11 protein-coding genes and 1 other annotated feature are annotated in these 14,455 nt (G+C 31.9%); of the genes, 1 reads left to right on the top strand and 10 read right to left on the bottom strand.

Annotated features, from left to right (window positions below; genetic code table 11):
• Positions 1-541: 541 nt before the first annotated feature.
• Positions 542-2,299, top strand: a complete 1,758-nt coding sequence (locus DFR78_RS00235) for an NFACT family protein (RefSeq protein ID WP_114456841.1) — start codon at positions 542-544, stop codon at positions 2,297-2,299.
• Here DFR78_RS00235 and lnt read toward each other — a convergent pair.
• From lnt to DFR78_RS00185, 10 genes are all read right to left on the bottom strand, one after another.
• Positions 2,296-3,768: an apolipoprotein N-acyltransferase gene (lnt, locus tag DFR78_RS00230; RefSeq protein ID WP_114456840.1), complete on the bottom strand. Its 1,473-nt coding sequence runs from the start codon at positions 3,766-3,768 to the stop codon at positions 2,296-2,298. The genes DFR78_RS00235 and lnt overlap by 4 nt on opposite strands.
• A gap of 84 nt (positions 3,769-3,852) precedes the next feature.
• Complete coding sequence (fusA, locus tag DFR78_RS00225) at positions 3,853-5,910, bottom strand: elongation factor G (protein ID WP_114456839.1); 2,058 nt, start codon at positions 5,908-5,910, stop codon at positions 3,853-3,855.
• A gap of 164 nt (positions 5,911-6,074) precedes the next feature.
• A complete protein-coding gene (locus DFR78_RS00220) occupies positions 6,075-7,277 on the bottom strand; it encodes an FprA family A-type flavoprotein (protein ID WP_114456838.1) in 1,203 nt (400 codons plus the stop codon).
• 120 nt (positions 7,278-7,397) lie between these two features.
• A complete protein-coding gene (locus DFR78_RS00215) occupies positions 7,398-8,309 on the bottom strand; it encodes an RluA family pseudouridine synthase (RefSeq protein WP_114456837.1) in 912 nt (303 codons plus the stop codon).
• Positions 8,310-8,318: 9 nt separating this feature from the next.
• On the bottom strand, positions 8,319-8,750 hold the full coding sequence (gene lspA / locus DFR78_RS00210; RefSeq protein WP_158531679.1) for a signal peptidase II: 432 nt from the start codon (positions 8,748-8,750) through the stop codon (positions 8,319-8,321).
• A gap of 304 nt (positions 8,751-9,054) precedes the next feature.
• A complete protein-coding gene (gene ileS / locus DFR78_RS00205; RefSeq protein WP_114456835.1) occupies positions 9,055-11,853 on the bottom strand; it encodes an isoleucine--tRNA ligase in 2,799 nt (932 codons plus the stop codon).
• Between the two features lie 52 nt (positions 11,854-11,905).
• Positions 11,906-12,111 (bottom strand) — a binding site (T-box leader).
• A 32-nt stretch (positions 12,112-12,143) separates the two neighbouring features.
• Positions 12,144-12,644, bottom strand: coding sequence for a DivIVA domain-containing protein (locus DFR78_RS00200; RefSeq protein WP_114456834.1), 501 nt, complete (start codon positions 12,642-12,644; stop codon positions 12,144-12,146).
• Positions 12,645-12,657: 13 nt separating this feature from the next.
• Positions 12,658-13,446 (bottom strand): photosystem II S4 domain protein, encoded by a 789-nt coding sequence (locus tag DFR78_RS00195; protein ID WP_114456833.1) that lies wholly within the window; start codon positions 13,444-13,446, stop codon positions 12,658-12,660.
• 12 nt (positions 13,447-13,458) lie between these two features.
• Positions 13,459-13,728, bottom strand: a complete 270-nt coding sequence (locus tag DFR78_RS00190; protein WP_114456832.1) for a YggT family protein — start codon at positions 13,726-13,728, stop codon at positions 13,459-13,461.
• Positions 13,729-13,745: 17 nt separating this feature from the next.
• A complete protein-coding gene (locus tag DFR78_RS00185; protein ID WP_114456831.1) occupies positions 13,746-14,453 on the bottom strand; it encodes a YggS family pyridoxal phosphate-dependent enzyme in 708 nt (235 codons plus the stop codon).
• Between the last annotated feature and the right edge of the window lie 2 nt (positions 14,454-14,455).

Here is a 14,455-nt window from a genome sequence, read left to right as displayed (position 1 = left end):
TGTTCTTCTTAACTACCATTATATCACTTATACCAAGGGGTTTCACCCTTTTTTATGCATTTTTTTACGATCTGGGGTCAATTTATTTATTTTAATGCTTTTTCCCTGAATAATACCCTTATATACCCTGTTTCTGGGGTAAAGAAAAATTATCACCCTCTGTACTTACTGTTATTAAAAGCCTCATTTGCTTCGCAATTTACTCAAATAGACTTTCCCCATTTTTTATATACTGCTGCAAAAAGGGGAGATGCAGGAATATTGAAATTTTTAGTCAATGAATCTTAACGAAATGAAGGAAAAAATAGGGTTGAACTGCAGGATGGAGTGAGCTAATCATGAGTCAGGAGGACTCATTGATTAGTGTGCCCTATTTCACACCCGAATTGAGTTTTAGATAAATCTAAAAATTTCGTTGATGACTAAAGCCCCCTTTTTGCAGCTTAAAAATAAATTTTGGGGAAACTCCTATCTTTAATTGATTGACTAACTATCATCTTTCTTTTATACTAAAGTATAGAAAAGATAGGAGTGATAAAATATGGCACTTGATGGTATAATGCTTTCTGCTATAAAAAGTGACCTTAAACAGGAAATAATTGGAGCACGAATTGAAAAAGTTTATCAGATAGAAAATAAACTGCTTGTCTTTAATCTGCGTCAAACCGGTAAAAATCTAAATTTAGCTGTCTCTATTGATTCACAGGATGCCAGAATGCATTTAACAAAATTAAATTATGATTTTCCACCTTATCCACCTGATTTCTGCATGCTTTTAAGAAAACATCTTAAAGATACCTATATAAAAGAAATTATTCAACCTGATTTTGAGCGTATTATAGAAATCATTATAGAAAAACGGAATAATAAATTTAAATTAATATCAGAACTGATGGGAAAATACAGCAATATTATCCTGGTTGATGATAAAGGTATAGTACTTGATTCTTTAAAAAGAATTGGTAAAAAGATAAGCCGAAAAAGACAGCTGTATCCAGGAATAAAATATGAATATCCTCCAGGACAGAATAAATTTAATCCCATTAAAGTAAGATCAAAGACCGACATTTTTTCTGCTGTTAAAAAAGATTTGGAACAATCTGCTTTTAAATCTATTATGTATAATTTTAGAGGAATAGGGCCTTATTCTGCAAAAGAAATTGCCTATCAGGCTGAGGTTGATTATAATAAAAGCTATCAAAATTTAAACAAAGCCGAAAAAAATGCACTTGCAGACGAATTTTTATCATTAACTGAAAATATTAAAAATAAAAATTTCAAACCGACTCTGGGAATAAAAGAAAATTTTGAGATAGATTATATTTCTGCCTTTCCATTAGAACACAGACAGGCAGCAGAACACAAAACATTTGAAAACACAGGAGAAATGCTGGACTATTATTATAGATTCTTCATCAAAGAAAAAGAACTTAACAAATTAAAAAAACAGCTGTCACAAATTACCGGCTCCTTTTTAAATAATAATAAAGAAAAACAAAAAAAATTATATAAAAAACTAAAAGAAAGCAAAAATGCCGAAAAATACAAAAAAATAGGCGAAATAATCACAGCTAATATATATCAATTAGAAAAAGGAATGGAAAAAGCCGTGCTGACAGATTTTTACAGCGAAAAACAAAATAATATAAACATTGATTTAGACCCTTCTTTAACTCCATCAGAAAATGCTCAAAAATATTTCAAAAAATATAATAAACTTAAAAAAAGTGTAAATTATATAAAAAAAGAAATTGCAAAACTAAGACATGAAGAAAAATATTTAGATCAGGTAAGTCTGAATATTAAACAGGCAGAAAAAAAAGAAGAATTAGAAGAAATAAAAGAAGAGCTAAAATCTGAAGGATATATAAAAGAAAAAAACAGCAGCCGAAGAAAAATAAACAGCAGACCAGATAAAAGTAGTCCGCGCAAATTTTTCTCCAGTGACGGCTATACTATTCTAGTTGGCAGAAATAACAGGCAGAATGATAACTTAACCAAAAAAATAGCAAATCCTGGTGATATTTGGCTTCATACAAAAACTATTGCCGGCTCCCACGTAATTATTAAGCGTGATACAGATAAAGATGTACCTGAAAGAACCCTAAATGAAGCTGCTGTACTTGCAGCATATTACAGCAAAGCGCGGCAGTCTAAAAATGTACCTGTAGATTTTACAGAAGTTCAAAATGTAAATAAGCCAAAAGGAGCCAGACCTGGCCTTGTTTATTATGATGATTACAAAACTATATATACAGACCCAGATGAAAAACTGGTCGAAAGATTAGCAGCAGATTAACTGCTGCTTTTTTTCTTTTTTGCTGCTGTAATTTTTATCATTAATAGAAAAATGGTAAATAAAGAAATTGTCTTTCCAGCAATTTCTCCGTTTCGCTGATAAAAACTTGTTATATCAGTTAGTGCAATTTTTAAATGCATTTTCTCACTCTTTTTATAATTTTTATTAATTTCTCTTCCGATTGGAGAAATATAACCCGAATACGACATATTACTGATTTTAACAACTGATCTTCTATTTTCAACAGCTCTATAGACAGCTGTTGACCAGATCATATTTTTTAAAACCTCTGACCTAACCCAGGCTTCATTGCTTGGGTTAACAATAAAATCATACTCCTGCTGCTGATTTTTAATTGGAAAAAATATTTCTGAACATATTAAATTAAGCCATGACAGATCATTTAATTGAAAAGGTTCTCTTTTTTCTCCAGAACTAATATCTTCAACATAATAGCCTGTCAGTGAACCAACAAGATCAGGATAAGGCATATATTCTCCAAAAATAAATAATTCATTTTTATTATATCTATCCAAAATATCCAGCTCACTGTTAATTAAAAACTGGCTGTTATATATATTCTCTTTTTTTTTATCATTTCCAGAAGATCTGCTGCCAATCTGAATATATTTATCCTGAATATTAATTTTCTTTTTAAAAAGATTTCTATAATATCCATTTCTATTAAAATCAAAAGTTAAGGATGTTTCAGGGGTAAAGATTAAATCATTTTTACTGCTGTTTATCTTTGCAGTAATTTCATCAATAATTTTTTCTGTATTTTCAAAATCCCATTTATTTTTCTGCAAAATTTTGGTTGAAATAATCTCTGCTTCTGTAAATTTATAGCTGCTTGTAATATCTGACATATAAAAATAAGGAAAAGTAACTATTAAAAAAATAATTATTAAAAAGGGTACTGCTCTTTTAAAAGAAGGTTTTAAATAAATTTTTGCAAGATACCCTCCCAGAAGTACTGTTATAAAACCGGTTAAAATGATACCACCTGCCGAACTCAGCTGCAGCAGTGGATTAAATTTGTATTGAGAATAAGCCAAATAATTGAAAGGAAGTAATTTTATCCAGTTTAAACGAAAAAACTCAATTGTACTCCAAATAAAAGCTGCTATAAATGGACTAAATTCATATTTAGACTGCATAAAATTATTTACAAAAGCCCATATCCCCATCCATAAGCCGCTTATAATAAAATATATAAGTGGAAGAACAATTATAAAAACTGCAGAAATAGAGGTAAAATCTTTCAGCGGCTGATAAATCCAATAATTTTTCAAAAGAGAAATAAAAAAACCTGCTGTCCAGGCTCTAATCAAAGCTTTTTGTGGTTTTTCCCCAAAAATAACAATCACAAGAGGTATAAATGCAAGCCAGCTGAAAAAAAATAGTGAGGGGAAATATGCCGGGATAGAAAATAATACTGCTGTTAATATTATTAATAAAAAAACCATAATTATTCCTCCAGATAACCCAATCAATTATATATTAATTTATTTATTAAAGCAGGCCAGCCTTTTTACAGCTGGCCTTTTATATTAATCTTCTTTTTGTGCTGCACTTATAATCTTATCACTGATATCTGATGGTACTTTGTCGTAATGAGAGAATTTCATATCAAATGTTCCATAACCACCGGTGATTGATTTCAAATCAACAGCATAGCTGAACATTTCTGACTGCGGAACCTTGGCTTTAATTATCTGAACACCATCTTTTGGATCCATACCTAATATTCGACCGCGCCTGGAATTAAAATCTCCTATAATATCTCCCATAAAATCCTGTGGAACTGTAACTTCAACTTCCATAATAGGTTCCAGCAATACTGGTTTTGCCTGTGCAATTCCCTTTTTGAAAGCTTTAGAAGCTGCGATTTTAAATGCCATTTCAGATGAATCAACATCATGATATGAACCATCATAAAGCACAACTTTAAAATCAACAACAGGATAACCAGCAAGAACTCCTTCATCCATAGCTTCTACAATACCTTTTTCTACTGCCGGTATATACTGACTGGGAATTGCTCCACCAAATATTTCTTCTTCAAACTTAAAACCTTCGCCTCTTGATAAAGGTTCTATCTTCATTAATACATGTCCATATTGGCCTCGCCCACCAGATTGTTTTTTGTATTTTTCCTCAACATCAGTTTTAGTCTGAATAGTTTCTTTATATGCAACTTTGGGATCTGATGTTTCAAATTCAACATCAAATTTTCTTTTACACTCATCCTTTACAACAGCAAAATGAACTGTTCCCATACCTGTAATTAAAAGTTCTTTTGTTATTTTATTATATTCAACTTTAAATGTTGGGTCAGATTGACTATATCTCTGCAGAGCAGAAGCCATTTTTTCTTCATCATTATTATCTGCTGCATATGCTGCTTTTGTATACATAGGTTTTGGAAAATCAATATCTTTATAAACAACATCAAGTTCAGGATTTCTAATAGTATCTGAAGTTTCTAGTTCATCCAGTTTTGCAACAGCCCCAATCTCTCCTGCAGAAAGCAGTTCAACAGTCTCCTGTTCAGAACCATTCAATTTATAAAGCTTAGTAACTTTTATTTCATCATTAATTCTGGGAATATGTACTATATCATCTCTGGATAAAGTACCTGAAATCACTCTAAAGATAGACAACTTACCTATATAGGGATCCACCATTGTTTTACATACAAGGCCGCTAAATGGTGCATCTATGCTAATTTCAGGAGCACTTCCATCTGAAACCATTTCGTCCAAATTTTCGCTGTCTGGTGATGGGAAAATTTTTATTAAATGATCAAGCAGCCTGTCTACCCCGGAGTTCTTTAAAGCTGATCCTGCCATTAAAGGTACAACTTCTCTCATTTCAACACCTTTAACAAAAGCTTTGGTCAGCTCTTTATCTGAAATAGGTTCATCTTCAAGATACTTCATCATCAACTCATCATCTAATTCAACTACTGATTCAACAAGTCTGGTGCGGTATTCTTCAACCCTATCTTTTTCAGATTCTGGAATATCAGCAGCTATTTCTTTGCCATTTTCCAGCCTGTAAAATTTTTCATCCAGCAGATCTATAATGCCTTCATAATTTTCACCTTTTCCTACAGGTATTGAAATAACTGCTAAACTTGTATTGAACTCATTTTCAAGTTCTTCTACAACCTCATCAAATTTAGAATTTTCTTTATCAAGTTTATTAATAAATATAGCCCTTGAAAGATTATTTTTTACAGCAGATTTCCACACATATCCTGTATTTACTTCAATACCTGAACTTCCATCAATTAATAAGACAGCACTTTCTACCATTCTTAGTGCACTGGCTACCTCCCCCCTAAAATCAGCATAACCAGGTGTATCGACTAAATGAATAAGTCTATTCTTCCAGGAAAAAGAAAAATAACTGTTAGTTACTGAATATTGATGATCTTTTTCGACAGCTGTATAATCAGAATGTGTACTTCCTTTTTCAACTTTACCAGGTTCAGCAATCTGGCCTGTATTAAAAAGCATCATCTCTGTTAATGTTGTTTTACCCGCCCCTCCATGGGAAATAAGGCAGAAATTTCGGATATCTTTGGTCTCAACACTACTCAATTTTTACACCAGCCTTTCAATAATTATTATCGTATGTTTCTGCTTCAAATCTTAAAGTATATTTATTTGAAGATTTTAATAATTGCTTTTAAACTATTCTATAATAGTTGTTTAAATTCCTGCAATTTTATGAATTTTATCCAAAAAAATTCATTATTGTACTGCTACTGATTGTTTTTCTTAACTTTTTGGGCAACATTTTTACCAAGTTCATAACACTGTTCGAGTATTTTTCTATCTGGGGCAAATTTTGATTCTACTATAGGTTCAGCCGTGCAGCAGCTGACTTTCTCACTAAAATCTTTTAATCTATCCACCGCTCCCCCACTCCAGCTGTAAGAGCCAAAAATACCCATAACTCTCTTTTTAATATTTCTGCTTTCAAGACTCTTAAGCAGATAATCCATTGGTGGGAAAATTTCATTATTATAAGTACAGCTACCCATAATCAGTCCATTATATTTCCATATATCATTAATTATAAAAGAAACGTTTTTTCTGGAAACATCAAATATCTTAATTTCTTCAATACCATTTTCGGAAAGAGATCTGGCGACAGCTTCTGCCATCACTTTTGTGTTTCCATACATTGAACCATAAACAATTACAACTCCCTCATCTGTTTCCTGTTTGCTCCATCTGTCATATTCACTAATGATATAATTCGTTTTTTCTCTCCATACAGGACCATGTGTTGATGCCACCATTTTTATATCAAGTATTTTACTCAACCTATTAATAGTGTTATGGACCACTGTTCCATATTTACTAACTATATTGGAAAAATATCTTCTTATCTCATCCTTAAAAAAATTTATATTTAGTTCATCATCAAATAAAAATCCATCTAATGAACCAAAACCTCCAAAAGCATCACCAGAAAACAATATCTGATCATGTTCATCAAATGTCATCATCGTTTCAGGCCAGTGAATCATTGGTGTAAGATAAAATGTCAGTCTGTGGGTGCCTAAATCAATCTGATCTCCATCAGAAACCACTTTCGTACCTTTTGTGATTCCATAAAAACCTTCTAAAAAATTCATGGTTTTTTGATTCCCGATAATTTTCATATCTGGATATGCCTCACATAGAGATTTTATAGAACCGGAATGGTCAGGCTCCATATGATTAACAATTAAATAATCAACTTTTTTATCTCCAATAACATTTTTAATCTTATCTAAAAAAGAATTATTGTAATTGATTTTCACTGTATCAATTAAAGCTACCTTGTCATCATCTATTAAATAAGAATTATAGGAGATTCCTTCTGGAAGCGGCCAGAGTGACTCAAAAATATCTGTCTCTCTATCATTCACTCCCACCCAGTAAACATCATCGGTCATTTTTATAGAATTATACATAATAAATACCTCCTCGTATTATATTTTCTTTTTAACTGCTGTAAATCCTTCTTTAAAATTAGGCTATAAATAGAAAAATATATTAATTAAAAACAAATATTTAACCGAAAAGTCTAAACATCAGTTTCTCAACTTTTTAAGTATATCTGAAAAATCATCAGGCAGCTCTGCTTTAAATTCCATTTTTTTTTCGGAGACAGGATGAGTAATTATCAGCCTATATGCATGAAGCATCTGCCGATTTATAGATAATTTTTCCTCACCATTCCCATATTTTTTATCTCCTGCAACAGGGTATCCCATATAAGAAAAATGGACTCTAATTTGATGTGTTCTCCCTGTTTCAATTTTTACTTCAACTAAAGTATGATTTTTAAACTCTTCTTTTATTTTAAAATGGCTGATTGCTTTCTTACTATGTCTTTTTCTAACAGCCATTTTTTTCCGAGAGCTAGGATCTCTACCAATAGGAGCATCAATTTTTCCTTTTTGATAAGGAATATTACCCTTCAGAAGTGCCAAATAATATTTTTGCGTTTCTCTCATTTTAAACTGCTCAACAAGAGATTTGTGACTGTGGTCATTTTTAGCAACAATCAGAACACCTGAAGTATCCATATCAAGCCTGTGAACTATACCCGGACGTTTAACACCATTTATACCGGAAAGATCATCAGTATAGGCCATCAGTGCATTTACAATGGTATCATCATAATGACCTGGTGCTGGATGTACCACAATTCCAGCCTTTTTATTTAAAACTAAAATATCTTTATCCTCATAGATTATATCAAGATCCATTGCAGCTGGTTTAATATCAGCTTTCTTGTTTTTTTTAATTTTAATTCTAATTAATTCATTTTCTTTAATTCTGTAGCTGTTCTGAACCTCTTTATCATCAACAGTTATACTACCGTTTTCTAGCAGCTTCTGTATATATGAACGCGATTTCCCTTCCAATTTTTCGGCAAGAAATTTATCAATTCTTTTCTGTGAATCTTCAGCATTCACTGTTATAATTTTTTCTTCCATATAAGCACCTCAGTAATTGATTAGTAAAATTTCCCGTACCAAAATAATAATACCAGCAGTAATAAATAAATCAGCAAAATTAAATACAGGCCAGAATGATAGATCGATAAAATCTGCAACATATCCATAAAAAATTCTATCAATTAAATTACCAATAGTGCCTCCAGCTGTAAGGCCAAGTCCTATTTTTGTCATCATATTATCTGTAAAAATATTTTTATATAAATATATACTGAAAAAAAGAAATAAGACAGCAGCAATTATAAATAGAATTCTTCTACCCTCTAAAATTCCAAAAGCAGCCCCTGAATTTTTTAAATTAACTATTTTAAAAAATGATTTAATAATTACAATTTCCTGATTTGTCTTTAGCAGTACTGATATTATATATTTGCTCAATTGATCAAATACAGCAGTTATAATTATAATTAAAAACAGCATTTTTTTCAGCTCCATTATCATTTTAACATAATGTAAAAAAAAGAACAATCACTAAAAACAAATGGTTTTCCCCAACAAGATTTTAATACAAAATTAGAATATAACGATCAAAAAATAATTAGCTGCAGAAGCCATAATATAACTAGTGATAAATTATTTTACAAAACTTTCCTCTGACATAATTTTATGCTCTTATTATTTTATTAGACATATAAAGAATAAATATGAATAGAAATAACTATTACAATTAAAACAAAAAAGCGGCCTTTTTAGGCCGCTTTGAGTTTTATAATTATAATTTATATTAACTACTTTCTTCATTTACTACTGTCGAACATCTTTCACAGATATCTTCATGTTCCTTATCATCTCCAACAGTCTCACTATATTTCCAACAGCGTGCACATTTTTCTCCCTTAGCAGGCTGTACTTTTACGCCTATACCTGTCTCACTCCCTATATGAATTTTATCATCAGCAAGTTCAGAATTAAGTTCAACCTGGGAAACAATAAACAGATCAGCTAAAAGCCCCTGGTTGCTGTTTAAAAGATCCAATTGAGGCTGACTATCTGCTTTTAAAACAACCATTGCTTCCAGAGAATTACCTATTTCTTTTTCTGCTCTTGCAATTTCAAGTGCTTTTCCAACATCTTTTCTAATCTTAAGCAGCGCTTCCCATTTTTCCATCAGAGATTCATCATAATAATCTTCTCTGCATTCAGGCCAGTCAGTTAAAAATACACTTTCTTCTGTTTTTACTTCATCAGGTAAAAACTGCCATACTTCTTCTGATGTGTGTGGTAAAATTGGAGCAATAAGTGTAACTAAAGCCATTAAAATATCATACAGAGTACTCTGTGCAGCCCTTCTGCTTAAAGAATCTGTTCCATCTGTATAAAGTCTATCTTTTGTTATATCGACATACAGCGAACTCATCTCTATAGTACAGAAATTATGAACATCATGATAAACTCTGTGGTATTCATATACATCATAAGCAGCAGTAGTTTTTGCTATTAAATCCTGCAGCCTATTCATAATCCAGCGATCAAATTCCGGCCTATCTTTAAATTCAACATAATTATCTTCATAATTAAAGTCACTTATATTGCCAAGTATAAATCTGAATGTATTTCTTATTCTTCTGTAAACTTCCGAATTCTGTTTTAAAATATTATCTGATACCTTAATATCATTTTTGAAATCAGAAGATGCCACCCACAATCTCAAAATATCTGCCCCATACTGATCAATAACTGTATGTGGTGATACAATATTACCCTGAGATTTTGACATTTTAATACCTTTATCATCAACGGTAAATCCATTTGTAATGACTTCATTATAAGGGGCTCTTCCATAAGTAGCTACTGCTGTAAGAAGCGAAGAATTAAACCAGCCTCTATACTGATCTGTACCTTCCAGATATATCTGGGCAGGCCAGGTTAAATAATCTCTTGCTTCCATAACTGCCTTGTGGCTGGAGCCGGAATCAAACCAAACATCCATTATGTCCTCTTCTTTTGTAAAATTATCTCCACCACAGTGTGGACAGCTATATCCTTCAGGAAGAAGCTCTTCAGCAGAATATTCATACCATGCACCTGATCCCTCTTTAGCAAATAGCCTTTTAACTTCCTCTAAAGTATCATCATTAATTACAGTTTCACCACAGTCATCACAGTAAAAAATAGGAATAGGTACTCCCCATTTTTTTTGACGGGAGATACACCAATCTGACCTCTCTGCAACCATGTTTCTCATTCTTTCTTCTCCCCAGGATGGAAACCATTTAACATCACTGATTGCTTTTAAAGTCTGATCTTTTATGGCATCTATGGAAGCAAACCACTGATCTGTAGCTCTAAACAGCAGAGTCCCTTTACATCTCCAGCAGTGTGGATACTGATGATCTATAAAACTTAAATCCATAAGCAGGTTTTTTTCTTTGAGTTTTTCAGTAACCATAATATTTACTTCATCAAAATGTTTGCCGGCAAACTCTCCAGCTTCTTCTGTAAAATATCCCTTGTTATCCATTGGGGCATAAACATCTAATCCATATTCTCGGCCAACAACAAAATCTTCATGACCGTGACCTGGAGCTGTATGAACACACCCTGTACCCTGTTCTAAAGTTACATGATCCCCTATTATAAGCAGCGAATCTCTATCAATAAGTGGATGAACGCATTTTTTGTTTTCCAGTTCTTTTCCACTAAAAGGTTCACTAGTTACTTCATAATCTTTAATATCAGTATTTGCCATAACAGATTCTACTAATTCTTCTGCCATAACAAGTTTTTCTCCATCAACTTCTACAACCACATATGAATAATCTGGATGAAATGTAATAGCCATATTTGAAGGAATAGTCCAGGGAGTTGTAGTCCATATTACAACATAACTGTCCTCTGGACTCAGATCTACTCCACCAACAGTTACTTTATCTTTTAAAGGAAATTTAACGTAAATAGAGGGTGATCTTTCTTCACCATACTCTACTTCAGCTTCTGCTAAAGCTGTTTCACAGTGTGGACACCAGTGAACAGGTTTTTTCCCTCTATAAAAAAGATTTTTCTTAGCCATATCCCCAAAAACTTCAATCTGTTTAACTTCATATTCTGGTGCCAGTGTTAAATAAGGATTTTCCCATTCTCCCCAAACACCCAGACGCTTAAACTGCTCCCTCTGACGATCTATATATTTAAGGGCATAATTTGTACATTTTTCTCTCAGCTCTCCAACAGTAAGTTTATCTCTTTCTTCATCTGACATTTCTTTTGTAACCTGATGTTCTATAGGAAGACCGTGGGTATCCCAACCTGGAACATATGGTGAATAATAACCTTTCAGAGTGGCATATCTTGTCACAAAATCTTTTAATATTTTGTTTAGTGCATGACCGATATGAATATCTCCATTGGCATATGGTGGCCCATCATGAAGAATAAATGGTTTATTACCTTCTCTTTTTTTAACAGCTTTTTCATAAATATTATTCTTTTCCCAGTAAGCTTGAAAATCATTTTCCCGTTCACTTAAATTAGCTCTCATTGGGAATTCTGTATCTGGTAAATTGATGGTTTCTTTATAACTCATTTAATTATTACCTCCCTAAAAATATATAAAATTAAAAAAAGTCCTTACCCTGGAAAGGGGCGAAGGACCGCGGTACCACCCTAATTGATAATTAAAAAATATCATCTCAGATTCTTTAACGCAGAAATACGGATATTGCTACTTGTGTTCGCAATATCAGCTCACAGGTGATCTTCACTATTTTTATATTATCGGCTCACACCATACCCGATTCGCTTTAAATATGCCAATAGTTACTATCCTGATCAAAGCATTAATATTATAAATACATTTCTTACAATTATAAACTATTAATCGTTATTAGTCAAATTATTATCAGGACTATCCTCTGTTCCTGCATAATCTCTGTCATCATCTTCTTTCAGCATTTCTAAATGACTTTCCAGAAGTGTCTGAAAACGAATTTTAAAAAAGTTTTTCTTTTCTTTCAGCTGTTCAAAGTTCCTTCTTTCCTGAGCAACTGCTTTTTCTGCATCATCTTTAATCTGCTGTGCTTTCAACTCAGCTTCTTTAACTATCATTCTAGCTTCATTATTAGCCTGTTCAATTCGTTTATCAACTGTATCCTGCATGACCTGCAGGGTGTTTTCCAGTCTTTCTTCAATATCTTTATAACTGCTGAGCTTTTCCTGCAGTGACTGTTTTTCATCTTTTAGGTTGTTCATTTCCTTCAGCAGCCTTTCGTAGGCTACACCTATATCATCCATAAACTCATCTACCTGATCTGTATTATAACCAAAAGTAGATTTTTTAAACTCTTTATTATAAATATCAAGTGGTGTAATTTTCAAAGTCAAGCCTCCTTTAAGTAAACCTTTTTAAAGTTAATTTTATTCTATCTTTATTTGAAAGTCCTCTGTCTTCAGAAACTTTAACTCTTCCTCGACCACTAACAGAAATTAAATCACCTATTTCTATGTCAAAGGCAGGATCAGTTACCTGTTTCCAGTTCACTTTAATTCTGCCGTTTTTTATATCTCTTGACATTTTACTGCGTGAATAGCCAAACCCAGAACTGGCAACTGCATCAAGTCTCATTGAAGGTACAGTGGTTAAAATTTTCTTAACATGTTTAGCAGGAATAATTAAATCATCTTCTTTGATTTCTCTTATTTCAACAGGTACCTCATGCACTTTTTTTAGTTTTATCTCTATTATATCTTTTATTTCTTCAGCAGTAATAAACTGAACTGTATCCTGATTAATTAATATATCACCAATCATTTTTCTCTGAATACCAAGCCCCATTAAAGCTCCAAGAAAATCCCTATGACTCAAGTTCTGAAAAGAAAAATTTCCTTCAATTTCATATATAGTAATAAAGTTATCAACAAGATCTGGAAATAAATACTCCGGGAAAATAACTATTCTTTTTCTTTCTGCTGATTTATAACCACCTTCTTTTTTAAAATTAATATCTGAAATTTGAATTAATAAACTTGTAGCTATTTCCCGCTGATAGGGATTTAAAAAATCAGTTGACTGTTCTTTATTATATCTAAGCACCTGTTCTATTTTATCTATAATCTGAGAACCAAGAAGTTTTTCGTCTTCTTCATAAAGGTGACTTAATAATTTTTCTTTATTCAGCATTCAAATACCACCTTAAATTAGAATTCTTATAATAAAATTTTTGATTATTGAAAGAGCAAATATTGCAACCAGAGGAGAAAAATCAATCCCAATATTTGTTGTTGGCAGAATGTTTCTTATTGGACCTAGGATTGGTTCAGTAACATTATAAATAAATATAATAATTTTTCTCCAGCTCATATTTTGAACATTAGGTCTAATCCAGGATAAAATAACCCTTGCTATAATCAACCATGTTACAATTTCAAAAAATAAATTTATTCCTCTGATAAGTGTGTACATTTATCCGCCTCCTGCTTCTAATAATTTCTTTTTCCAAAAATTGCAGTACCTATTCTAACAGCTGTAGCTCCTTCTTCAACCGCAATTTTATAATCATTACTCATACCCATGGACAATTCGGGAAGTGGGTACACTCTGTCATTTAAATCCTGCTGTATTTTTTTCATCTTTCTAAAATAAGGACGAGCTTCTTCAGGATTTTCATTATAAGGAGCAATAGTCATTAATCCTTTTATTTCAATATTATCTAATTTAATAACTTTTTTTAAAAAAGTTTCAACTTTATTAGGTTTAATTCCATATTTATTTTCATCTTCTGCTATATTAACTTCAATTAGAAGCGGTATATTTCTATTATTTTTTTTGGCTCTTTTATCAATTTCTTTGGCAAGACGCCAGCTGTCAAGTGATTCAATCATCTTACAATTTGGCATCCTCATTAAATATTTTACTTTGTTTCTCTGCAAATGTCCAATAAAATGCCAGTCTATTTCTATGTTAATTTTTTTAAGTTTATTATCTTTTTCTTCCAGTTCCTGTACTCTATTTTCTCCAAATAATTTTACACCTGTATTTTTGAGAACTTTTATAGATTCGACCGGATGATTTTTACTGACAGCTATAAGATTAATTTCTTCATATTTTCTGCCAGCTTTTTCAGCAGATTCTTTAATTTCTTTCTTAACTTTATTCAATCTGGAAATCAAATCTTCTTTTTCCAACATAA

The sequence above is a fragment of the Halanaerobium sp. MA284_MarDTE_T2 genome (assembly GCF_003337245.1).
Lineage (GTDB): Bacteria > Bacillota > Halanaerobiia > Halanaerobiales > Halanaerobiaceae > QPJE01.
This window is presented reverse-complemented; position numbering and strand designations above follow the sequence as displayed.